The sequence below is a fragment of the Enterobacter cloacae complex sp. P6RS genome (assembly GCF_014982245.1).
GTDB lineage: Bacteria > Pseudomonadota > Gammaproteobacteria > Enterobacterales > Enterobacteriaceae > Enterobacter > Enterobacter bugandensis.
This window is the reverse complement of sequence record NZ_JADCLB010000025.1, coordinates 1-23179: the sequence shown is the minus strand read 5'-3', so window position 1 is coordinate 23179 and position 23179 is coordinate 1. Positions and strand designations below refer to the sequence as shown.

At 56.2% G+C, this 23179-nt stretch carries 25 protein-coding genes; 11 read left to right on the top strand and 14 right to left on the bottom strand.

The window, feature by feature from the left end:
• Positions 1–19: 19 nt before the first annotated feature.
• The gene (locus INF73_RS18370; RefSeq protein WP_014883431.1) at positions 20–118 is read right to left on the bottom strand and encodes a YoaK family small membrane protein; all 99 of its coding nucleotides are present in this window, start codon (positions 116–118) and stop codon (positions 20–22) included.
• Between the two features lie 45 nt (positions 119–163).
• Positions 164–1183, bottom strand: coding sequence for a sensor domain-containing diguanylate cyclase (locus INF73_RS18365; protein WP_063437681.1), 1020 nt, complete (start codon positions 1181–1183; stop codon positions 164–166).
• Between the two features lie 308 nt (positions 1184–1491).
• Between INF73_RS18365 and INF73_RS18360 the strand changes: the two genes are divergently transcribed.
• Both INF73_RS18360 and INF73_RS18355 read left to right on the top strand, forming a co-directional pair.
• Complete coding sequence (locus tag INF73_RS18360) at positions 1492–1746, top strand: DUF333 domain-containing protein (RefSeq protein ID WP_028012760.1); 255 nt, start codon at positions 1492–1494, stop codon at positions 1744–1746.
• A gap of 80 nt (positions 1747–1826) precedes the next feature.
• Positions 1827–2132 (top strand): hypothetical protein, encoded by a 306-nt coding sequence (locus INF73_RS18355; RefSeq protein WP_126326168.1) that lies wholly within the window; start codon positions 1827–1829, stop codon positions 2130–2132.
• Here INF73_RS18355 and INF73_RS18350 read toward each other — a convergent pair whose 3' ends face one another.
• The gene (locus tag INF73_RS18350) at positions 2133–2477 is read right to left on the bottom strand and encodes a DUF488 domain-containing protein (RefSeq protein ID WP_041910484.1); all 345 of its coding nucleotides are present in this window, start codon (positions 2475–2477) and stop codon (positions 2133–2135) included.
• A gap of 101 nt (positions 2478–2578) precedes the next feature.
• Here INF73_RS18350 and INF73_RS18345 point away from each other — a divergent pair, with 101 nt between their 5' ends.
• Positions 2579–3286, top strand: coding sequence for a CTP synthase (locus tag INF73_RS18345; RefSeq protein WP_028012763.1), 708 nt, complete (start codon positions 2579–2581; stop codon positions 3284–3286).
• Between the two features lie 31 nt (positions 3287–3317).
• Here INF73_RS18345 and INF73_RS18340 read toward each other — a convergent pair whose 3' ends face one another.
• A complete protein-coding gene (locus tag INF73_RS18340; RefSeq protein WP_193540679.1) occupies positions 3318–4505 on the bottom strand; it encodes a CynX/NimT family MFS transporter in 1188 nt (395 codons plus the stop codon).
• 99 nt (positions 4506–4604) lie between these two features.
• Between INF73_RS18340 and INF73_RS18335 the strand changes: the two genes are divergently transcribed.
• Positions 4605–5396: a helix-turn-helix domain-containing protein gene (locus tag INF73_RS18335; protein ID WP_028012765.1), complete on the top strand. Its 792-nt coding sequence runs from the start codon at positions 4605–4607 to the stop codon at positions 5394–5396.
• Here the strand turns inward: INF73_RS18335 and INF73_RS18330 are convergent.
• Positions 5380–5826, bottom strand: coding sequence for a DUF441 domain-containing protein (locus INF73_RS18330; RefSeq protein ID WP_008500737.1), 447 nt, complete (start codon positions 5824–5826; stop codon positions 5380–5382). The two genes, INF73_RS18335 and INF73_RS18330, sit on opposite strands and share 17 nt — an antisense overlap.
• 144 nt (positions 5827–5970) lie before the next feature.
• On the opposite strand from INF73_RS18330, the gene yoaI reads away from it, so the two are divergent.
• Complete coding sequence (gene yoaI, locus INF73_RS18325) at positions 5971–6075, top strand: small membrane protein YoaI (protein ID WP_088205013.1); 105 nt, start codon at positions 5971–5973, stop codon at positions 6073–6075.
• 5 nt (positions 6076–6080) lie between these two features.
• On the opposite strand, the gene INF73_RS18320 is transcribed toward yoaI, so the two are convergent.
• The 3 genes from INF73_RS18320 to yeaG form a co-directional block, all read right to left on the bottom strand.
• Positions 6081–6587, bottom strand: coding sequence for a YbaK/prolyl-tRNA synthetase associated domain-containing protein (locus INF73_RS18320; RefSeq protein WP_028012766.1), 507 nt, complete (start codon positions 6585–6587; stop codon positions 6081–6083).
• 99 nt (positions 6588–6686) lie between these two features.
• Positions 6687–7970, bottom strand: coding sequence for a YeaH/YhbH family protein (locus INF73_RS18315; protein WP_028012767.1), 1284 nt, complete (start codon positions 7968–7970; stop codon positions 6687–6689).
• A 74-nt stretch (positions 7971–8044) separates the two neighbouring features.
• Positions 8045–9979: a protein kinase YeaG gene (gene yeaG / locus INF73_RS18310; RefSeq protein ID WP_014883443.1), complete on the bottom strand. Its 1935-nt coding sequence runs from the start codon at positions 9977–9979 to the stop codon at positions 8045–8047.
• 430 nt (positions 9980–10409) lie between these two features.
• On the opposite strand from yeaG, the gene INF73_RS18305 reads away from it, so the two are divergent.
• Entirely contained in the window at positions 10410–11156 is a 747-nt protein-coding gene (locus tag INF73_RS18305) for a MipA/OmpV family protein (RefSeq protein ID WP_059356897.1), read from the top strand.
• 78 nt (positions 11157–11234) lie between these two features.
• On the opposite strand, the gene INF73_RS18300 is transcribed toward INF73_RS18305, so the two are convergent.
• Positions 11235–12119 carry a D-hexose-6-phosphate mutarotase gene (locus tag INF73_RS18300; RefSeq protein WP_193540681.1) on the bottom strand — a complete coding sequence of 295 codons (885 nt, stop codon included), beginning with the start codon at positions 12117–12119 and terminating at the stop codon, positions 11235–11237.
• A 75-nt stretch (positions 12120–12194) separates the two neighbouring features.
• Positions 12195–13190, bottom strand: coding sequence for a glyceraldehyde-3-phosphate dehydrogenase (gene gapA, locus INF73_RS18295; RefSeq protein ID WP_006809136.1), 996 nt, complete (start codon positions 13188–13190; stop codon positions 12195–12197).
• Positions 13191–13531: 341 nt separating this feature from the next.
• On the opposite strand from gapA, the gene msrB reads away from it, so the two are divergent.
• Together msrB and INF73_RS18285 are read left to right on the top strand one after the other, a co-directional pair.
• The gene (gene msrB / locus INF73_RS18290; protein WP_193540683.1) at positions 13532–13945 is read left to right on the top strand and encodes a peptide-methionine (R)-S-oxide reductase MsrB; all 414 of its coding nucleotides are present in this window, start codon (positions 13532–13534) and stop codon (positions 13943–13945) included.
• A gap of 41 nt (positions 13946–13986) precedes the next feature.
• Positions 13987–14265, top strand: a complete 279-nt coding sequence (locus INF73_RS18285) for a YeaC family protein (RefSeq protein WP_028012771.1) — start codon at positions 13987–13989, stop codon at positions 14263–14265.
• 59 nt (positions 14266–14324) lie between these two features.
• Here the strand turns inward: INF73_RS18285 and INF73_RS18280 are convergent, their stop codons facing one another.
• From INF73_RS18280 to sppA, 4 genes are all read right to left on the bottom strand, one after another.
• Positions 14325–15581 carry a glycoside hydrolase family 18 protein gene (locus tag INF73_RS18280; RefSeq protein WP_193540685.1) on the bottom strand — a complete coding sequence of 419 codons (1257 nt, stop codon included), beginning with the start codon at positions 15579–15581 and terminating at the stop codon, positions 14325–14327.
• A gap of 172 nt (positions 15582–15753) precedes the next feature.
• Positions 15754–16395: a bifunctional nicotinamidase/pyrazinamidase gene (gene pncA / locus INF73_RS18275; RefSeq protein WP_193540687.1), complete on the bottom strand. Its 642-nt coding sequence runs from the start codon at positions 16393–16395 to the stop codon at positions 15754–15756.
• A gap of 9 nt (positions 16396–16404) precedes the next feature.
• Positions 16405–17421, bottom strand: coding sequence for an asparaginase (ansA, locus tag INF73_RS18270; RefSeq protein ID WP_028012774.1), 1017 nt, complete (start codon positions 17419–17421; stop codon positions 16405–16407).
• 63 nt (positions 17422–17484) lie between these two features.
• On the bottom strand, positions 17485–19341 hold the full coding sequence (gene sppA / locus INF73_RS18265; protein ID WP_028012775.1) for a signal peptide peptidase SppA: 1857 nt from the start codon (positions 19339–19341) through the stop codon (positions 17485–17487).
• Between the two features lie 167 nt (positions 19342–19508).
• On the opposite strand from sppA, the gene INF73_RS18260 reads away from it, so the two are divergent.
• From INF73_RS18260 to INF73_RS18250, 3 genes are all read left to right on the top strand, one after another.
• Positions 19509–20060, top strand: a complete 552-nt coding sequence (locus tag INF73_RS18260; RefSeq protein WP_045261605.1) for an NAD(P)H nitroreductase — start codon at positions 19509–19511, stop codon at positions 20058–20060.
• A gap of 116 nt (positions 20061–20176) precedes the next feature.
• A complete protein-coding gene (gene selD, locus INF73_RS18255; protein ID WP_193540694.1) occupies positions 20177–21220 on the top strand; it encodes a selenide, water dikinase SelD in 1044 nt (347 codons plus the stop codon).
• 4 nt (positions 21221–21224) lie between these two features.
• Positions 21225–23132 carry a DNA topoisomerase III gene (locus INF73_RS18250; RefSeq protein ID WP_045261603.1) on the top strand — a complete coding sequence of 636 codons (1908 nt, stop codon included), beginning with the start codon at positions 21225–21227 and terminating at the stop codon, positions 23130–23132.
• Positions 23133–23179 lie beyond the last annotated feature (47 nt).

Below are 23179 nucleotides of genomic sequence, written 5' to 3'. Positions count from 1 at the left end.
TGAGGGTGGTTTTTCTCATTTATGCCCCCGGAGCAGCGTAACCACCGACAAAAAACCACGCCAGAAATACCACCGCCGTTATAAAAATAACGACCGGGAAGAGGATCCCTATTCTCATATCATCACCTGTTTCGGTTTTTATAACGCCGTAGAGTGTACGGGGTTAATCCATCGCGAGAAAGCCTGTTTTGCTTTTTCCTTTCTTATCCTGATACATCGCGATATCCGCGGCACGTAACGCACTGTCCGGATCGGTTACGCCGGGATCCACTTCGATAACGCCGAGGCTGGCGCCAGGATAAATGATGCTGATGCTACCCAGCCAGTATTCCCCCGCAATTCGGGCGCTGAGGCGCGTTCTGAGAAGGTGGATTTGCTCCTCATTCTCGACGTTGCTCAGAGTGGCCACCAGAAACTCATCGCCGCCCAGCCGGCCGATGATATCGTCCTGCTGTTTTTCTGCGGTCAAACGCTTGCCCACTTCAATCAGGAACTGGTCGCCTGCTTCATGCCCGTATCGATCGTTAATCAGTTTAAAATCATCCAGATCGATAAAGGCAATGATGGCGTTACGTTTCAGATGCCGCGCCAGCGAAAACAGGGTGGTCAGATCCTCAAAAATGGCGCGACGGTTGGGTAACCCTGTAAGGGCATCTGTGTAGGAGTGGGCGATAAGTGCCGCGTTGGCTTCACGAAGCTGGGTGACCAGAGACTCTTTTTGAATGTACTGACCGATCAACCCGGCGAAAAGTTTTAATATCTGTTCACCGCGTTCGCTGAGCGGTTTTTTTGCCGTGCTGGTGGCGCAGAGCGTACCGTAAAGCGAGCCATCGGCAAGATGAACGGGGATGCTCATGTAAGTGGTAATGCCGAGTGCTTTCGCCGCTTCACACTCCGGCCAGCGCTCGGGAACATCGTTACTGAATAATGTGTCGCTATCCAGCGCGCGCTTACACAGCGTTTCATCCCATGGCACGCTTAACCCTTCCGGGATAGTCATCTGCTTGCTGTTTCGGGCATAGAGGATATGCTGCAGCCGGGCTGTTATATCCACCTTCGTCAGGTAAGTCGACTCCATGTCGGTGACGATTTCCAGCATCTCCAGCAGCTGACGAACGAGGCTTTCAAGGGATTGCTCGGTGGCAAGGGTTTCTGAAACGCGAGCGAGGATAAGATCCGACATGACGTAGAATGACTCCCAGGCAGAAGACGTCTGCATCTGCATGTTATGCTGAATTTTTAGGCTTCCGGCATAGTAAAACATGAATATAGAAAATTTAATATATGCAGAGGCGGGCAGCAGGCGGGAAAAAAAGCCCCGTTGTTGAGAACGGGGCAAAGACATCTTGATTACGGAATGATGTTCTCTGGTCAAAGTGAGAACATGCCTGACTGTAGCGTTGAAAAGTGCAGTTAGAATGGAGAAATCATGGAGAAAGCGGCGACAAGCCGTTACCCTTAGCCAATGATGATGTCAAAAGGATCAACAAGATGAGATTTCTGCTACTGGCGCTGGCGCTTCCCCTGGTTGCCTGCACCGCAAAAACAACCCTACCCGACGCCCCGAAACCGCCACACGCCGTGGGCATGGCGAACCCGGCTTCCGTTTACTGCCTGGAAAAGGGCGGGGTACAGGTCCCAATTCAAAGCCCGCAGGGGGTCCGCACCGAGTGCAAGCTGCCCGGTGGCGAAGTGATCGACGAATGGACGCTCTATCGTCGCGATCATCCGCAACCTGCCAGGTGACAGAGGGACAGTAGCTGCGATACACTTCTCTTTAGGATTATTCTTAGCCAATTTCTGGCTACCGTTACCGCGAGAGAAGTATGTTTCAGCTTAAACCGGGCAGCGTGGCGATGATCGTCGGTGCCCGCACGGCGTCAGGCCGTCGCAATATTGGTAAATCCGTGGAGCTTTTTGGTCTCTGCCAGCCCGGCCAGCGTTTCGTTAACCCGGTCAACGGCGTGATGACGCAGTTACCCGCAAGCGCGGACCGCGCGCTCTGGCTGGTGACGGGAGACGTCTACGCCTTTGACAATCAGCACGGCTTTGCGTTTGTTCGCGCCGAACACCTGATGCCGCTCACCCCGGACGAAGCTCCGCAAATTAAGGATGAGCTGACGGTCGGCTGATCACAGATGGCGCAGCCAGTCGGCTAAGACCAGAGCGTGATTCTGCTTCGTGTCCTTCGCGCCGTAGAGCAGGGTTACGGTCTGCTTTTTCGCCAGCGCCGCCAGACGCTCTCCTTCGTCCTTATGCTGCGCCAGCTCTTCCTTGTAGGCTTTAGTGAAGGCCGCGAAATCAATCGCTTCGCTATGAAAGTCCTTGCGTAACGCGCTGGACGGTGTGAGCGTTTTACACCATTCGTCATACGCGAGGTCCGTTTTTTTCACCCCGCGGGGCCAGAGCCTGTCCACCAGAACCCGATAGCCATCGCCCGGGCTCGCCTGTTCATAGACGCGTTTGCACTGAATCATGATTCCACCCTCCCAATTTAAGGTATTGTGATAATTGCAGAAGATCGGTAGTCTGAGGTTCCTTATGTTATCTGATAATACTCTGGCATAAGGAACCTTTCATGGAACACCTCCCGGTTAAAACGACGCTGCGCATTGCGCTGGTTGGCGATTACAATCCTGATGTTATTGCACACAAGGCGATCCCGCTGGCCATTGACGACGCCGCCGCGGTCCTTGACCTCACCGCCGATTACGACTGGCTTGCCACCACGGAATTAACCAGTTCTGAGGATCTGGTGGGCTACGATGCCATCTGGCTGGTTCCCGCAAGCCCCTATAAAAATACCGAGGCGGCCTTTATTGCCGCACGCTACGCGCGTGAAAACAGCATTCCGTTCCTGGGCACCTGCGGTGGGTTCCAGCATGCGTTAATTGAGTATGCCCGTAACGTGCTGGGCTGGAGCGACGCGGCACATGCTGAGACGGATACCGAAGGCACGATGGTGATTGCGCCGCTGACCTGCTCGCTGGTGGAGAAAACCGATGCCATTGAGCTGCGCAATAATACGCTGATCGCGAAGGCCTACGGAAAGCCGGAAATCGTAGAGGGTTATCACTGTAACTATGGCGTATCGGCGGCGTTTGCTCAGGAACTAGAGAGCGGTGATATGCGCGTGACGGGCTGGGACGAGCAGGGGGAAATCCGCGCTGCGGAGCTGGTGACCCATCCGTTCTTTGTGATCACCTTATTCCAGCACGAGCGTGCTGCGCTGGAAGGGCGTCCGGTGGTGCTGGTGCAGGCAATGCTGCGCGCCGCGCGCGGGTAAAAAAGGCAGACCCGATGGTCTGCCACCGTGTTTATCGGGGCGCGATTTCCCGGTCGCGCCCGGCAAGTACGCCGCAGATGGCCATGACGACAGCGGCCAGCGCGCAGGCGAGAAGCGGGATCCGCCAGTCTCCAGCCGAATCGTGAATTTTACCCATCAGCGGCGGACCGCAGGCGGCGAGCAGATAACCAATAGACTGTGCCATACCGGACAACGCTGCCGCCTGGTGTGCGGAGCTGGCGCGCAGGCCGATGAACGTCAGGCCGAGGATCATCGTTGCCCCGGTACCAAAGCCAAACACCAGCGTCCACATCACCGCCATCTCAGGCATAAACCACAAACCTGCCGCGCTAACCGCGCACATCAGCCCAACCGCTCCGGCGATGGTTCGCTGATCCTTCAGACGCTGGAGGACGAGCGGAACGGCAAGCCCCGGCACGGCCGTGGCAAGCTGTAAAAGACCGTGCACCGAGCCGGCCTGCGCTTCGCTAAAGCCATGGCTGAGTAATATGGCCGGCAGCCAGCCGATGATGACGTAATAAATCAACGAGTTAATCCCCAGAAAGAGCGTCACCTGCCAGGCGAGTGCCGAGCGCCAGATCGCGCGGTTATGCAGCGCGCCTGCGCCCGTTACCGTTGCGACATGTTTTTGACGCCACTGCGGCAGCCAGAGCAACAGCGCGATCAGCGGAAACGCCATCAGCATCAGCAGCGCGCCATGCCAGCCCGCATCACCCTGAGCCAGAGGTACGATCAGCGCCGAGCCTAACGCGGCAGAGACACCCATCGTCAGGAAATAGGCGCCCGTGAGTCGGGCAACCTGGCCCGGGAAATCACGCTTAATTAAGCCGGGCAACAGCACATTCCCCAGCGCGATCCCGCAACCAATCACCGCCGTTCCGATGAAAAGCAGGGTAGCGGAGGGCAGGGAGCGAACCGCAATCCCGATGCAAATCAGCATCAGGGCGATAAACAGGCTGCGCTCCATGCCGATACGCCGGGCAACGCCCGCCGCGAGCGGGGAGACAAGAGCAAAGGCCAGCAGGGGCAGGGTGGTCAGCAGACCGGTTTGCGCCGTGCTTAAGCCATAATCAAGGCGAATGGTATCGAGCAGCGGCGCTGCGCCGGTAAAGGTGACGCGAAGCGTGGTGGCAATCATCAGGATGCCTGCAATCAACAGCGCGCCCTGTTTTCCTGAGGTGCGAAGAGCAGTAGTCATTGTGTTCTCATACGTTCAAGCGAGCGCACACAATACCGATTTTCTCAGCGGTTGAAATCAGGCTAAAATGACAGTTTATCGCTAATATCGGACAACCTGATGATTGGTCTGGGACTGGACGGCTACGATCCTGATAGCCAGCACGATGCGGCCGTCGCGTTTCGCATCCGCGTGGTGACGGAAGAACAATATATTCCGCAGCATCAACACCGTAAGGGGCAGCTGATTCTGGCCCTTGGCGGCGCGATCACCTGCGAAGTGGAAAATGCGATGCTGATGGTACCGCCCCAGTATGCCGTCTGGATCCCAGGCCAAATGCCGCACAGCAACAGGGCCACGCCGGGGGCGCAGCTCTGCTTTTTGTTTATTGAGCCTGGTGCCGCCAGCCTGCCCGACCGCTGCTGCACCCTGAAAATCTCTCCTCTGGTGCGGGAGCTGATTTTATCCCTGGCGGAGAAATCACGTGAACAGCTGCATCTTGCGGCCACATCGCGTCTGGTGGACGTCCTGTTTGACGAGCTGCCGCTCCAGCGCCAGGAGCATCTGCAGCTGCCCGTCTCTCCCCATCCTAAAATCCGGTTGATGAGCGAGAAGATGGCGGAAGAGCCCGCCGCCTGGCAGACGCTGTCGCAGTGGGCGAGCCATTTCGCGATGAGTGAACGCAACCTGGCGCGGCTGGTGGTCAAAGAGACCGGTTTAAGCTTTCGCCGCTGGCGTCACCAGCTTCAGCTGATCGTGGCGTTACAGCATTTGATTAGCGGGAAATCGGTGCAGCAGGTGGCACAGTCTCTGGGCTATGACTCTACCACCGCGTTTATCACCATGTTCAAAAAGGGGCTGGGCCAGACGCCGGCGCGTTACATGGCCAGCCTGACTATGACTTCCCGATAAACAGGGACACCAGCCCTGCCGCAATCAGCGGGCCTACCGGTACGCCGCGGAAGAGCGCCACGCCGAGTACCGTGCCCACCAGCAGGCCCGCCACCAGCGAGGGCTGGCTGCTCATCAGCGTCACGCCGCGTCCGCCCAGCCACGACACAAAAATCCCTACCGCGATCGCCACCAGCGATTTCCAGTTCACAAACGAGTGCAGCAGCGTTGAGGCGGGAAGGGTGCCGCTGGCGATGGGAGCCATCACCCCGATGGTTAAAATGATGATCCCGATGGTGAGGCCTTGTTTTTCTATCCACGGGAAAAAGGTATTTAACGGGGTCACGCGCACAATAATCAGCACCAGAATCGAGATGGCGACGGTGGTGTTATGGCTGATAAAGCCGAGCGCGGCGAGCGCCAGAAGAATGAGCAGAGTAGGGTCAAACATGGGGGATCCTTGCCAGAATAATTATCCTGCTTACTGTACGCGCAAACGCGGCGGAAGACAGCGTTTAAAAGATTTTATCGCTGTCATTACCCTGTCATTTACGCGGATTAAAACGAAGGCAGGTATCGCAAAGGGATCGCCATCATGAACGATCACATGTTTGTTGAAACGCTCATTATCTCCTCATCGTTTTTCGCTATTGCCGTGATTCTCGTCGCCTCCGTGCTGTTTCTGGAAAGAAGAGGCTAGCGCCGTCACGACGACGCCTTATGGAAGTTTACAAGCTCAGGACGGGCGATGCGCAGGTAATCCTGGGTGTCCATGATCACGGATTTCTCCAGTAAACCGGCGTTAAAGGCAATTTCGTCGAAACGCTCGAACAGCAGCGGGTCGGCCACCAGCGCCAAATCAGGATGGAAGCTAAAGGGCGGGATCGCGCCAAAAACGCAGGCGGTAAGGGTATCGACCTCGGCCGGGCTGGCGAGGGAGGCTTTAAGCCCGCCAAAATGGCTGGCAAGCTGGCTCAGATCGGCCTGCAGGTCGGCGGCCAGAATCGCCAGTACATGTTTTTTTACGCCGTTGCCCTTCACTTTGCAGACCAGGGCTTTTGCCCCCTGGCGCAGATCGGTCCCGCGAATTTCACTCACCGCTTCGCATTTCCCCACCGCCTCGTGCTCCATGACGCGAAAACGCGCGCCCTGCTCGGTGAGTAAGGTAATCAGCTGATGGTGGGTACTTGTCCCCATAACGTCGTCAGTCATCACAATTTTCCCGGTGATAATCCAGTATGCAGCTTGCTACATTAGCACGGGATAAACGGGGTCGAAAGAAAACAGCCAGCGGATTCGCTGGCTGTTGGGTTATGCGTTGCTGGTAGCAGATTGCTTGTGGAACAGCTCCCTGAACACAGGATAAATATCATCCTGATCGCGGATATGCTGCATGGCAAAGTTATCGAACATGGACTGCAGATGTTCATATTCCCGCCACAGGGTTTGGTGGGCACGACGGGTGATTTCGATATAGCTGTAGTAACGCACCACCGGCAGAATTTTCTTCGCCAGGATCTCGTGACATAGCGGTGAGTCGTCGGCCCAGTTGTCGCCATCCGACGCCTGCGCCGCATAAATGTTCCACTGCGCCGGGTCGTAACGCTCTTTCACTACTTCATCCATCAGCTTCAGGGCGCTTGATACGATGGTCCCCCCGGTCTCCTGGGAGTAGAAGAACTCATGTTCATCCACCTCTTTGGCCTGGGTGTGATGGCGGATATAGACCACTTCCACGTTCTTATAGGTTCTGCTCAGGAACAGGTAGAGCAGGATGTAGAAACGCTTCGCCATATCCTTGGTGGCCTGGTCCATCGAGCCGGAGACGTCCATCAGACAGAACATGACCGCCTGGCTGGAGGGTTCAGGACGTTTTTCGTAGTTCTTGTAGCGCAGGTCGAAGGTATCGATAAACGGCACGCGGTCGATCTTCGCTCTTAGCTCGGCAATCTCTTTACGCAGGCGCTCCTCTTCCAGCAGCTGCGCCGGCTCCGTGTTTTCCACGACCTTCAGGCTGCTCTCCAGCTCGCGCAGTTCGCGACGTTTGCCTGCCGTCATGGCCGTGCGGCGCGCCAGAGAATTCTGCAACGAACGCACAACGCTGATATTGGCGGGCACGCCGTTAGCGGTATAGCCCGCGCGATGGGTTTTATACTCGTTAAGCTGACGATGCTGATTCTTTTTCAGATTCGGCAGCGCAAGGTCCTCAAACAGCAGGTCGAGATATTCATCTTTCGAAATCTGGAAAACGAACTCATCCTGGCCTTCACCGTCCTGGCTGGCCTGCCCCTGACCGCTTCCTGAACCACCGCCGCCGCCCTGAGGGCGCTCAATTCTGTCGTTCTGAACGAAGTGGTCGTTACCTGGATGAACGCGATGGCGCAGGCCGCCGCGCCCCTGATGAAACATCGGTTCGCTGATGTCATCGGTAGGGATGGAGACAGACTCGCCGCTGTCGACGTCGGTCACCGAGCGTTTGTTGATGGCCTCGGAGATCGACTGTTTAATTTGCGCTTTATAACGGCGCAAGAAGCGCTGGCGGTTCACAGTGCTCTTGTTTTTGCCGTTAAGACGCCGGTCAATAAACCAGGTCATATACCCCCCGTACTGCATTTGCCAACTTGCGTTTTTGTTGGCCCGGCAGGCGCAGGCGCTACCGGGCACTTGTTTTAGGACGATTTACGCACGCGCAGATACCATTCGCAGAGCAGGCGAACCTGTTTGCGGGTGTAGCCTTTTTCCATCATACGGTCGACAAAATCGTCGTGTTTCTTCTGCTCGTCGGTTGAGGTTTTGGTGTTAAACGAGATCACCGGCAGCAGCTCTTCGGTATTGGAGAACATTTTCTTCTCAATAACCGTGCGCAGCTTCTCGTAGCTGGTCCAGTTCGGATTGCGCCCGTTATTATGCGCTCTGGCGCGCAGGACGAAGTTCACAATCTCATTACGGAAGTCTTTCGGGTTGCTGATCCCGGCAGGCTTCTCGATTTTTTCCAGCTCCGCGTTCAGGGATTCACGATCAAACAGCTGGCCGGTATCCGGGTCGCGGTACTCCTGATCCTGGATCCAGAAGTCAGCATAGGTGACGTAGCGGTCGAAAATGTTCTGCCCGTATTCTGAATAGGATTCCAGATAGGCCGTCTGGATCTCTTTGCCAATGAACTCGGCGTATTTCGGGATCAGATAGCCTTTCAGGAACTCAAGGTAGCGTTCAGCCTGCTCCTGCGGGAACTGCTCGCGCTCGATTTGCTGCTCCAGGACGTAGAACAGATGAACCGGGTTGGCCGCCACTTCCGCGTGGTCGAAGTTAAAGACCCGGGAGAGGATCTTAAACGCGAAACGCGTGGAGAGGCCGTTCATCCCTTCATCAACCCCGGCGTAATCGCGGTATTCCTGGTACGATTTCGCTTTCGGGTCGGTATCTTTCAGGCTTTCACCGTCGTAGACGCGCATTTTCGAATAGATGCTGGAGTTTTCCGGCTCTTTCAGGCGCGACAGGATGGAGAAGCGCGAGAGCGTTTCCAGCGTGCCAGGAGCGCATGGCGCATGCACCAGCTCACTGTGGTTAAGCAGTTTTTCGTAAATTTTGATCTCTTCGGAGATCCGCAGGCAATAAGGCACCTTGACGATGTACACGCGGTCAAGGAAGGCCTCATTGTTTTTGTTATTACGGAAGGTTACCCATTCCGATTCGTTCGAGTGGGCGAGAATAATCCCGTTAAACGGCAGGGCGGAGATACCTTCCGTCCCGTTGTAGTTCCCTTCCTGGGTCGCCGTCAGCAGAGGATGCAGCACTTTGATCGGTGCTTTAAACATCTCGACGAATTCCATAATCCCCTGGTTGGCGCGGCACAGCGCACCAGAATAGCCATAGGCATCCGGGTCGTTTTGTGCGAAGTTTTCCAGCTTACGGATATCGACTTTACCCACCAGCGCCGAGATATCCTGGTTGTTCTCATCACCCGGTTCCGTTTTGGCGATAGCGATCTGCTCCAGGATGGATGGCCACACTTTCACGACGCGGAATTTGGTGATATCACCGCCAAATTCGTGCAGGCGTTTTGCCGCCCACGGCGACATAATGGTGCCGAGGTAGCGACGCGGGATGCCAAACTCTTTATCCAGAATTTGCGCATCTTCCTGCGGGTTAAACAGGCACAGCGGATGGTCGTTCACCGGGCTGCGTTCGCCGTTGGCGCTCAGCACGTAAATCGGTACGCGCTGCATCAGCGACTTCAGGCGTTCAGCCAGCGAGGATTTACCGCCGCCGACGGGGCCGAGTAAATAGAGGATCTGTTTCTTCTCTTCCAGACCCTGGGCGGCATGCTTCAGATAGGAGACAATCTGTTCAATGGCATCTTCCATACCATAGAACTCTTCGAACGCCGGATATCGGGCGACCACCCGATTCGAAAATAGACGGGAAAGCCGTGGCTCCAGGGCAGTATCAACCATGTTTGGCTCACCGATAGCCATCAATAGCCGTTCTGCCGCATTGGCATAGGCACTGCGATCTTGCCGACAAATGGTAAGAAACTCCTGCAGTGTGAACTCTTCGTCCTTGGCAGCTTCGTAGCGCTGGCGATAGTGATCGAATATATTCATGGCATGCCGTCCTTTCGTTTTTTAGCACAGGATAAGAGCCGTTCGTATGAGTAGTGGAGGCTCCCGGAAGAGAATCTCTCGCACCCCACTGCCAGAGCAGCAACCTGTGTGCCAGGTCAGACGCTAAGAACCGCAGGTGTTCAGGAAAACTCTTCTTAAATTTAAGCGTAGATGGCATTTGCCAAACTTGCATGCTGAGAAAAACTAATTTCAATGACATATCAATAACTCATCCAAAAATTTCCACCCTGGTTATAAGGCTTAAGCACGTTTTTCATGCATCGTTCATATAAATGAAAGCGGGTTGTCATCTGAAAAGTTAAAAATAATGGGTTAATCAGACTGATTAGCAGGCAAAAAATTTTGGGATGTACGGGAATGGCGGTTACACTTCACCCGCTGATTATTTGACTACAGGAAAGAATGGATTGTGACCAAACTCAAACTTCTGGCATTGGGCATCCTTGCCGTGACCGCAGTTAGCACCGCTCAGGCGGAAAGTCAGTGGACGGTGGGTGCGGGCGTTGGCGTCATTAACAGCCCATACAAACAGTATGACCGCGATGTTTATCCTGTACCCGTTATCACCTATGAAGGCGATAACTTCTGGTTCCGCGGTCTCGGCGGCGGCTACTATCTGTGGAACGATACGGCCGATAAGCTTTCTATCATGGCCTACTACGATCCAACGCACTTCAAGCCAGGCGACAGCGACAGCCACGCGCTTCGCCAGCTCGACAAGCGTAAAAGCTCAATGATGGCCGGCCTCTCTTATGTGCATAACACCCAGTATGGCTTCCTGCGTACGGCACTAGCGGGTGATACGCTGGATAACAGCAACGGCTTTATCTGGGATCTGGCGTGGTTGTATCGCTATACCAACGGTGGGCTCACCCTGACGCCGGGTATCGGCGTGCAGTACAACAGTGAAAACTACAACGACTATTACTACGGCGTCTCTAAAAACGAGTCCCGCCGCAGTGGGCTGAAAAGCTACAGCGCCGATGATGGCTGGGATCCTTACCTGGAGCTGACCGCGAGCTATAACTTCCTCGGCGACTGGAGCGTCTACGGTACCGGCCGTTACGAGCGTCTGAGCGACGAAGTGAAGGATAGCCCGATGGTTGATAAGTCCTGGGCTGGCATCTTCTCGGTGGGTGTGACCTACAAGTTCTGATTGTGCATTATTGCGGTGCAATCATTGCATCAAAACGGGGCGCTTGCGCCCCGTTTGCTTTGGTGTGGTGCAGCGACCTTATCGCTTAACGATGCGAATTGTCTGCCCTAAACGAGACGGCTTTTCCTCGCTCGCTTTTTGCGGGGTCGTCACGCAGGCTGTTTCCACGCAGACGAACGTTTTGTAACCGTCATCAGGGATGTCGGCCATGCTGATGGAGAGTGCAGGCCCTGGGTTCCAGCCCACCACGTTGCTATGATGGTGATGAACCACCTCAATGCCGCGGTTCAGAGCACCGTCGTGGACCAAGCTGCACGCTTCCGGATGCAGATAGACGCGGTCAGTACGGTCAGGGAACGCCTGAACGCCGTCGCTCAGCTTACCTTCCTTCGCGTTATCAACTTTGTCGATAAAGGTATCGCCCAGGCCGCTCACCTTCACTGCATTGATGTCACCCACGTTGAAGTAGGTATGCAGGGCAGAGGTGGTCTCGAACTCGCCGTGGGCTTCCAGCTCAATCTCGCAGCTTTGACCCAGTTTGAATCGGGCATACAGGGTGAAATCATGCGGCCACAGGGCGCGGGTTTCATCATTAGCCTGCAGCTCAAAGGTCAGCACTGCGCCGTTGTCGTCTTCGTTATGCGCTTTCAGCGTCCACTGCTGGTTACGGGCGAAACCGTGAGAAGGCAAACCCGGCTGTGCGGACGGGCCAAACCACGGCCAGCAGATCGGTACGCCGCCGCGAATCGCATCCCCTTTTTTGAACGAGGTGGCGTCACTCAGCCACAGCGCTTCCGCTTCGCCTTCCGGTTTCCAGGAGAGCAGGTGTGCGCCGTTCAGCGCCACGGAGGCTTTAACGCGCGGGTGGTCAACGACGATAACGTCGGCACCGTCAATCTGACGGCGGGAGAGCACAGGGGTAAGTTGTTCGACTACCGGAAGTGCAAAAATTTTATTTATCATTAAGCAATCCTCTGTCTAAAAAACAATAAAAAAGGCGACCGAAGTCGCCTTTTTGGATCAAACACTCATCTCAACTTATTTGGAGATGTGAGCGATCAGGTCCAGTACTTTGTTAGAGTAGCCGGTTTCGTTGTCGTACCAGGAAACCAGTTTCACGAAGTTGTCGTTCAGTGCGATACCTGCTTTAGCATCGAACACGGAAGTGCACACTTCGCCGTTGAAATCGGTAGATACAACGTCGTCTTCGGTGTAACCCAGAACGCCTTTCATTGGGCCTTCGGAAGCAGCTTTGATTGCTTTCTTAATTTCTTCATAAGAAGCAGCCTTTTCCAGACGAACGGTCAGGTCAACAACGGATACGTTAGGAGTTGGAACGCGGAACGCCATACCAGTCAGTTTGCCATTCAGTTCTGGCAGTACTTTACCTACAGCTTTAGCAGCACCGGTAGAGGATGGGATGATGTTCTGAGCCGCGCCACGGCCGCCGCGCCAGTCTTTGTGAGACGGGCCGTCAACGGTTTTTTGAGTAGCGGTGGTCGCGTGAACGGTAGTCATCAGACCTTCGATGATGCCGAAGTTGTCGTTGATTACTTTAGCCAGCGGTGCCAGGCAGTTGGTGGTGCAAGATGCGTTAGAAACGATGTCCTGGCCAGCGTAAGTTTCGAAGTTTGCACCGCGAACGAACATTGGGGTGTTGTCTTTGGAAGGACCAGTCAGAACAACTTTCTTCGCACCCGCAGTGATGTGTTTACGTGCAGTTTCGTCGGTCAGGAAGATACCGGTTGCTTCAGCAACAACGTCAACACCGATTTCGTTCCATTTCAGGTTAGCTGGGTCTTTCTCAGCAGTAACGCGGATGGTTTTGCCGTTAACAACCAGGTGGCCGTCTTTCACTTCAACGGTGCCGTCGAAACGACCGTGAGTTGAGTCGTACTTCAGCATGTACGCCATGTATTCAGCGTCCAGGAGATCGTTGATACCAACGATTTCGATGTCAGAACGTTTCTGAGCAGCACGGAAAACAATACGGCCGATACGGCCAAAACCGTTGATACCTACTTTGATAGTCATATATTCCACCAGCTATTTGTTAGTGAATAAAAGGTTGCCTGTAAAATTACAAAAACCTTACGCAGCGTCAAGCGGAATCGTGTCAATCATTGCGACAAATCAATCCTGTGACTAACGTTTGTGCGACTGACTCGCCTCACTTTCCCTTTGAGCTTGCAACCACATGGGGGCTGCGCCCGGAATTTTAAAGTCCTCGCAGGATAAAAATGTGAACGTGATCACAATTGCCTGACCGCCTTTTCGCGACACATAAGTTTAGAACAAAAGTGCACGCAAGGGTGTTAATGTTTTGTTAGAATCCGGGTTAAAAGATGTCTGTTTCTACAGCGAGATGTAAGCATATGTCGAACCAACATAAACCTGACGATCTGAAAAAAAACCTTACCGAAATGCAGTTTTACGTGACCCAGAATCACGGCACGGAGCCGCCATTTACCGGGCGATTACTGCACAACAAGCGAGACGGTGTCTATCACTGTCTGGTCTGCGATGCCCCGCTGTTCAATTCACAAACGAAATACGACTCCGGCTGCGGCTGGCCGAGCTTTTACGAGCCGGTGAGCGATGACGCAATCCGGTATCTGACCGACTCGTCGCACGGTATGGTGCGCACGGAAATTCGCTGCGGTAACTGCGACGCGCACCTGGGGCACGTCTTCCCGGACGGTCCTCAGCCAACGGGTGAGCGTTTCTGCGTGAATTCAGCCTCAATGAGCTTCACCGATGATGAAAACGGCGACCAGATTAAGGGTTGAAAAAACGATTCAGCAAATTATTCCTTTGAAAGGGAGAGATCGTGAATATTGAGGACATGATTAACGGGATGACCCCGGAAGTTTATCAGCGTCTGGTGACCGCCGTTGAGCTGGGAAAATGGCCGGACGGTGTAGCGCTCACGCCTGAGCAAAAAGAGAACAGTTTGCAGCTGGTGATGCTGTGGCAGGCGCGCAATAACACCGATGCGCAACACATGACTATCGACACTAACGGTCAGATGGTGATGAAGAGCAAGCGCGAGCTGAAGGAAGATTTTGGCATCACGCCGAAGCCGATTGCGACGATCAAAATGCAATAACGGTGCGGGTTGATGCCCTCACCAGGCCCTCTCTCTGTGGGAGAGGGCCTGGTGCCTTACTACTTATGCGGGATCCCGAGCGACTCCGCCAGCTGTTTCGCTAACTGATTGTTGTCGTCCGCTCCGTACTCCCAGAACATCGCCCCGGCGAGGCCTTTCTCTTTGATGTAGTCCGCCTTGATCGCGACAGAACGCGGATTCTCATACGAAATCGCAAACAGCGCGTTGCCATCGGCACCCTTTATCGAGAGCCACGGTACCTTCGCCTGGTCGTCCCAGTGCTCGGTAAAATGCTTCTGCGGATCGTTCAGCAGCTTCTTCACGATATCGTTGTACTTCACGTAGGTATCTTTAGTCAGGTCATAGCCGAGCGACTTAAACAGGGCGACCTCTTGCGGTCCAAAGTAGGGCTGTGTGACCGGATTTTTTTGCGCGTCCGGCTTGCTCCAGTCAATGCCCGGTTCAACCGCACGTTTCGGTACGCGGCCGTAAAAACCGATCCCGAGGTTCATCTGCTTCGGCTTAAGTCCGGCGGCCAGATAGTTGTTCACCACAAAATCGACGCTGTATTTGTCGGCGGCAGCCACCGTTGGCCAGGCGCTGGAGTCATACAGGTTCGCGTTGAAGTACTGTGTCCCGTACGCCATGTCGTAGGTCATCAGGTTGATGTAGTCGAGGAGCGGGGCGATGGCTTTGACATCCACCCAGCTTTTCGGACTTTCCGCATTCGCGCCCACCGCAATGGTCACCAGCTTTTTCTGCCCGAACGCGTCGCGCATCTCTTTCAGCAGGGCGGTGAAGTTATCCCTGTCGGCGGGCTGGCTTGCAACCAGCCCCCACGCGCCGTTGACCGGATATTCCCAGTCGAGATCGATCCCGTCCAGACCGTATTTCTCAACAATTTCCTTCGCGGAGCGGATAAACACCGCGCGACTCTCCTGGGTTGCCGCTGCGCCAGAGAAACCGCGTGCCCCCCAGCCGCCAACGGAGAGCAGGACTTTCAGGTTTGGGTTTTGCTTACGCAGAGTGGGGATTAAGGCCAGATCGGACGCCACTTTTGGCGACAGCCAGATTTGATGCAGCTTCGCCGGATCTTTCAGCGCGGGGTTGGTCTCGTCTTTTTCGTCGTTATAGACCAGACCAAACGAGTAGTTCAGGTGGGTGATCTGGCGAACGTCCAGTTTATTGATATCGCCACCCGGTCCGGCGGTGACGTCACCACCCCCGTTAAAGTAGCCCACGGACATCAGAGGTGCGGCGGAAGCAAGCGACGCGCAAAGCAAGGGTAATGCTGCCAGCAGGGGCAAACGTTTCATACAAGTTCCTCTTTGACTTAATAAAAATAACCACGCCACAGAAAAGGCGTGGCGAAAAAACAGCCTGAAGAGAATAGCATTGCCGCTTCGCTGAGGATGCGAGGGAGTTCACTTTATGGGGATTGGGGAGGGGGTTTGCCGGGTAAGCGTCAGCGCCACCCGGCTTAAAAGGCTACGCCTGCGTTTCCTGCCAGTCTGCCAGCGTATACAGCGTTGCACCTTCGGCGGCCATATCCATAAACGCCTGGGTGCTGTCCTGTGGTTGGATGTTCACCCCGCGACAGCCGTCGGTGATGACGCTAACGGTATAACCCAGCTGGAGCGCGTCCAGCACGGTAAACTTCACGCAGTAATCCGTCGCCAGACCCAGCACGATCAGCTCCGTGATTTCATGGTGACGTAACCACGCGTCCAGCGCCGTCTTCTGGCGATGCCCGTTATCGAAAAACGCGCTGTAGCTGTCGATAGCCGGGTTTTCACCTTTATGGAACACCGCGTCGATGGCCTTCTGATTCAGAAGCGGGTGCAGCTCCGCTCCTTCGGTCTGCTGCACGCAGTGATCCGGCCAGAAGGTTTGCGCCAGACCGTCGAGTTCACCCTGGGTGAAAGGCTCAACGTTGTGCTGGCTGGCAAAGCTGCCGTGGTTCGCCGGGTGCCAGTCCTGGCTGGCGACAACCGCTTCACCGCGGGCTTTGCACCAGTCAATCAGGGTATTTGACACGTCAACGGTACTGTCACCTTCGGCGACGGCCAGCGCGCCGCCCGCGCAGAAATCATTTTGCAAATCGACCAGTAGCAGGGCGCGTTGCTTCATGAGAGCTCCTTATTCGTCCGGGGTCAGCTCGCCGCGAAGGTTTTGCATCATTGCGCGGCGAATGGACTGAATGTCCAGATCCTGACTCAGTAAATAATGAAGTTTAGTCAGCGTCGCCTCAACGGTCATATCGAAGCCGCTGATCACCCCCGCGTGCGCCAGCGCGTTGCCGGTGGCATAGCCGCCCATATTCACTTTACCGGACATACACTGAGTCAGGTTTACCACCACAATTCCGCGCTCGCTGGCTTCCTGAAGCTCCTTCAGAAATTCGCCGTTCTGCGGAGCGTTGCCGACGCCATAGGAACGGAGGATCAGCGCTTTCACCGGCTGGCGCAGGAAGTTGCGCACCACGTCCGCGGAGATGCCCGGATAGATGGTGACCACGCCAATCGGTTGTGGAGTAATCGGATGCACAATCAGCTCGCCGGCGGTGTTCGGTGCCGGAGGCGTTCCCAGCCGACGGATATGAATACCCGCTTCCAGCAGCGGCTGCAGGTTAGGGGAGGCAAAGGCGTCAAAACCGTCGGCATGGGCTTTGGTGGTGCGGTTGCCGCGATACAGGCGATTGTTAAAGAACAGCGACACTTCGTTGATCGGGTAATTCGCCGCCACGTACAGGGAGTTCAGCAGGTTGATCTGCCCGTCCGAGCGCAGCTCCGCCAGCGGTATTTGCGACCCGGTGACGATCACCGGCTTGCTCAGGTTCTCCAGCATGAAGGAGAGCGCCGAAGCGGTGAACGCCATGGTGTCGGTGCCGTGCAGGATCACGAAGCCGTCGTACTGGTCGTAATGGGCTTTAATGTCATCCGCGATGTGCTGCCAGTCTTCCGGCGTCATGTCGGAGGAGTCCATCAGCGGCTCGTATTCGTGGATGGTGAAGTCAGGCATTTCCGGGCGGTGGAATTCAGGCATCAGCGCAAGCTGACGCTGCAGATGGCCGGAGACGGGGATATAGCCATTTTCAGAGCGCTGCATACCGATGGTACCGCCAGTGTAGGCTACATAAATCGATTTCTTCTGCATGGTAGTGAGTTCTTGTTCTTCAAAAGAAAAAAATCCCCTCTTCACGGGAAGAGGGGACGGTTTTTAACGGACGTTCGCGCAGGTCAGGCAAAACGCGTAACGACTTTGTGGATCGTTAAAGGCCGCAAGCTTATCGCTTTCCGCCTTCATCGCTTTCGCAGCCGTGGTCACCGGGGCCGGCAGGTACGCCTGCAGCGCCTCCGGCAGCATGGCCCGTACGGAGACGGACATGCTGTCCATCACCATATCGAAGAACGACGGTTCGTCCTGATAATACTCAACGTGCCACTGCTTGAGCTTCGCCAGTTCGGCGGCTTTCTTCACCGCGTCGTCGAAGTCGCCCAGGCTGTCGACCAGACCGTTACTCTTCGCATCCTGTCCGGTCCAGACGTGGCCCTGAGCAATCTGGTCGATCTGTTCCGGCGTCTTCTTACGCGAGTCGGCAACCAGCGTGATAAAGCGTTTATAGCCGTTCTCAATGCTCAGCTGCATCATCTCTGAAACTTCCGGCGGCAGAGATTTGGTCATCGACACATCCGCCAGCGGCGACGTGGAAACACCATCGGTATGCACGCCCAGATAATCCAGGCTGTTTTCCACGGTGTTAATCACCCCGAAGATGCCAATCGAGCCGGTCAGCGTGCTTGGGTTCGCCACAATATAGTTGGCAGGCGTGGAGATCCAGTACCCACCAGACGCGGCCATGCCGCCCATGGATACGACGATCGGCTTGCCGGCGGCACGCGCTGCGGCCAGCTCGGCGCGGATCACTTCGGAAGCGCTAACGCTGCCGCCAGGGCTGTTCACCCGCAGGACAATCGCTTTCACTTTCGGGTCAAGGCGTGCATCGCGAATTTGCGACGCGGTAGTATCACCGCCGACGTTCCCCGGGGTTTCCTGACCGTCCATGATAGCGCCGTTAGCAAACACCACGGCTACGCTGTCGCCGCTGTCGTCCGGCTTTTTCGCAGCATAGTCATACATGCTGATGGCGCTGTAGTTTTTGTCCTCTTTGCTCCAGCCAAACTGTTTGGTCAGGGCTTTTTCGATATCTGCACTGGTGCCCAGCGCGTCAACCAGCTTGTTGTCGAGCGCATATTTCGCGGTATCACCGTCGACCTTGCGCAGTCCATCCAGCACGCCGCGAGCGCCAGGGAACACCTGCTCAGCGGTAATTTGACGGTTAGCGGCAACGGTACCCAGATAGTTCTGCCACAGCTCGCCAATCCAGCGGCTGTCCGCTTCACGGGCGGCAGGGGACATATCGTCGCGGATAAACGGCTCCACGGCAGATTTATAGGTGCCGACGCGGAAGACGTGGGTGGTGACCTTCAGCTTATCGAGCAGTGATTTGTAGTACAGGCCGTTGGTGGCAAAACCGTGCAGATCGACCGTTCCCTGCGGCGAAAGCCAGATCTTATTGGCGAAGCTTGCCAGATAATATTGCCCCTGGCTGTAGCTGTCGCCCACGGCAATCACCGGCTTGCCGCTGTCGCGGAACTCGCGCAGCGCTTTACCGATGTACTGCATAGAAGGCTGGTCGCCGCCGGCAAAATCTTTCAGATCCAGCACGATCCCGGTGATGTTTCGGTCGTCTTTGGCCTGACGGATAGTATCGACGATATCGAACAGGGAGTTCTCCTGCAGGCGGTCTGACGTCGCGCCAAACAGCTGGCGGCCGATCACCCCCAGACGATTGCTGGTGGACGGTTTATCAACGATCACGCCGGTGATATCGAGTAACAGGGCCCCACGAGTCGAATGCTGCGCCTGATTCGCGTTGCTGATATGCATCCAGATGCCCGCGCAAACCAGAACCAGCAGGATGAAGAAGATGTTCATCACCAGGTTGCGGACGAAGTTGAGCAGTCGCCACGTCCATTTAAAGAAACCGGCAAAGATTCGCCAAAGGGTTCGCATGTATTCTCCCTAACCAGAAAATGACTGTTTCCGTCGCCACTGGACGGTAATGTTGGGTTATCGTAATGACCCAACCGCCACTTGTCAGCAGGAATCGCCTGCCAGGCTGTAACAAAATCTGCCGTCGTGTTAATTTTGTGAGTAAATTTCAAGAAAGGAGTTAACCAATGGATGCACTCGAACTGCTTGTTAACCGTCGTAGCGCGTCACGTCTGGCCGAACCTGCCCCAGCGGGCGAGCAGCTGGAAAACATTCTGCGTGCCGGTATGCGTGCGCCGGATCATGGCACACTGCAGCCGTGGCACTTCTTTGTGATTGAAGGCGAAGGCCGCGATCGCTTCAGTCAACTGCTGGAGCAGGGGGCAGTGGCCGCCGGGCAGGATGAGAAAGGTATCGACAAGGCGCGTAACGCGCCGTTCCGCGCCCCGATGATTATCGCTGTCGTGGCGAAATGCCAGGCCGACCATAAGGTGCCGGTCTGGGAGCAGGAAATGTCTGCCGGCTGTGCGGTGATGGCGATGCAGATGGCCGCCGTTGCGCAGGGTTTTAACGGTATCTGGCGCACCGGGCCGCTGACCGAGAGCGCCGCAGTGCGGGCAGGATTCTCCTGCGGTGAGCACGACAAAATTGTCGGTTTCCTTTACCTCGGCACCCCGCAGCTTAAAGCCTCCAGCACCATTAGCGTGCCGGACACCACGCCTTTCGTCAGCCGTTTTTAATTACACGCGCTAAACTGTCTGGATTCTGAGCATCCGCCGCAGAATTCAGACAGTCATACTTACCTCTTTATGGAATGAGCGCTACCATAGCGCGATTGAGATGACAGGAGACGTCCATGAGCGAGCAAACCATTCGTTTAACGCAGTACAGCCACGGAGCCGGTTGCGGTTGTAAAATTTCCCCGAAAGTGCTGGAGACCATTCTGCACAGTGAACAGGCGAAGTTTGTCGACCCGAACCTGCTTGTCGGCAACGAAACGCGTGACGATGCGGCGGTTTATGACTTAGGTAACGGCACCAGCATTATCAGCACCACTGACTTCTTTATGCCGATTGTTGATAACCCGTTCGACTTCGGGCGCATCGCGGCCACCAACGCCATCAGCGATATCTTCGCCATGGGCGGTAAGCCGATCATGGCCATCGCCATTCTGGGCTGGCCGATCAACACCATTCCACCGGAAATCGCCCGCGAGGTGATTGATGGCGGGCGTTTCGCCTGCCAGCAGGCGGGGATTGCGCTGGCCGGCGGCCACTCGATTGATGCGCCAGAGCCGATCTTCGGCCTGGCCGTTACCGGCGTGGTGCCGACCGAGCGCGTGAAGCGCAACAGCACCGCGCAGGCGGGCTGCAAGCTGTTCCTCACCAAGCCGCTGGGCATTGGTGTGCTCACCACCGCTGAGAAAAAATCCCTGCTCAAACCGGAGCACAAAGGTCTGGCGACGGAAGTCATGTGCCAGATGAACCTCGCCGGCGCGGCGTTCGCCAATATCGACGGCGTAAACGCGATGACCGACGTCACCGGTTTTGGCCTGCTGGGGCACCTCTCTGAAGTCTGTCAGGGGGCGGGCGTGCAGGCGCAGGTCTGGTATCAGGACGTGCCGAAGCTGCCTGGCGTGGAAGAGTACATTGCCCAGGGCGCGGTTCCGGGCGGTACCCAGCGCAACTTCGCCAGCTACGGTCACCTGATGGGCGAAATGCCTGAGGCGTGGCGCAACCTGCTGTGCGATCCGCAAACCTCCGGCGGCCTGCTGCTGGCGGTGACGCCGGAATCCGAAGCCGAAGTTCAGGCAACCGCCGCCGAGTTTGGCATCACCCTGACGGCGATCGGCGAACTGGTGACCGCCCGCGGCGGCCGACCGATGATTGAGATCCGTTAATTCGATGCGGTTGTTTATTGCCGAAAAGCCGAGCCTGGCCCGTGCCATCGCCGACGTGCTGCCTAAACCGCATCGCAAAGGCGACGGCTTTATCGAATGCGGTAACGGGCAGGTGGTCACCTGGTGTATCGGCCACCTGCTTGAACAGGCGCAGCCGGACGTCTACGACAGCCGCTACGCCCGCTGGAACCTCAACGATCTGCCCATCGTGCCGGAAAAGTGGCGTCTTCAGCCTCGTCCGTCCGTCACCAAACAGCTCAACGTTATTAAGCGCTTCCTGCATGAGGCGACGGAAGTGGTCCACGCAGGTGACCCGGACAGAGAAGGGCAGCTGCTGGTGGACGAAGTGCTGGACTATCTTGAGCTGGCGCCGGAAAAGCGTCAGCAGGTGCAGCGCTGCCTGATCAACGACCTCAACCCGCAGGCCGTTGAGCGGGCGATCTCGCGCCTGCGTTCCAATAGCGAGTTTATTCCGCTGTGCGTCTCTGCTTTAGCGCGCGCCCGCGCCGACTGGCTGTACGGCATCAACATGACCCGCGCCTACACCATCCTCGGGCGTAACGCGGGCTATCAGGGCGTACTCTCCGTGGGCCGCGTGCAGACGCCGGTGCTGGGGCTGGTGGTGCGTCGCGACGAAGAGATCGAGAACTTTGTCGCCAAAGATTTCTTTGAAGTGAAGGCGCATATCGTCACGCCTAAAGACGAGCGCTTTACCGCCGTCTGGCAACCGAGCGACGCTTGCGAGTCGTACCAGGATGAAGAGGGGCGTTTGCTGCATCGTCCGCTGGCGGAGCATGTGGTTAACCGTATTACCGGCCAGCCGGCCATCGTTACCAGCTATAACGATAAACGGGAATCAGAACCCGCGCCGCTGCCGTTCTCCCTTTCTGCTCTGCAGATTGAGGCCGCGAAGCGCTTTGGCCTCAGCGCGCAGAACGTGCTGGATATCTGCCAGAAACTCTACGAAACCCACAAGCTGATCACCTATCCACGTTCGGACAGCCGCTATCTGCCGGAAGAGCACTTTGCCGGACGCCACTCGGTGATGAATGCCATCGGCGTCCACGCGCCGGATCTGCTCCCGCAGTCCGTCGTCAATCCGGACACCCATAACCGCTGCTGGGACGACAAAAAGGTCGATGCCCACCACGCGATTATCCCGACGGCGCGCGCCAGCAGCGTCAACCTGACCGATAACGAAGCGAAGGTCTATAACCTGATCGCCCGTCAGTACCTGATGCAGTTCTGCCCGGACGCGGTCTTCCGTAAATGCGTGATCGAACTGGAAATCGCGAAAGGGAAATTCATTGCGAAAGCCCGTTTCCTCGCAGAAGCAGGCTGGCGCACGCTCCTCGGCAACAAAGAGCGCGATGAGGAGAACGACGGCACGCCGCTGCCGGTGGTCGCTAAAGACGACGAACTGCTGTGCGAGAAGGGCGAAGTGGTTGAACGTCAGACCCAGCCGCCGCGCCACTTCACCGATGCAACGCTGTTGTCGGCCATGACCGGGATCGCCCGCTTTGTGCAGGATAAAGATCTGAAGAAGATCCTGCGCGCCACTGATGGACTGGGAACGGAAGCAACCCGCGCGGGGATCATTGAGCTGCTCTTTAAGCGAGGTTTTCTTGAGAAAAAGGGGCGCTACATCCACTCAACGGAACCGGGCCGGGCGCTCATACACTCCCTGCCGGAGCTGGCCGCAAGGCCGGACATGACCGCGCACTGGGAATCCGTGCTGACGCAAATCAGCGAAAAGCAGTGCCGCTATCAGGACTTTATGCAGCCGCTGGTGGGGACGCTTTACCAGCTGATCGATCAGGCGCGCAGCACGCCGGTGAAGCGGTTCAGAGGCATGGTTGCACCCGGTGGTGGCGCGAAGAAACCGTTTAAAAAGAAAAAGAGCGCGGCCTGATACGCCCGGTTTTCTCCCTCTCCCGGTGGGCTGAGGAATCCCCAGTA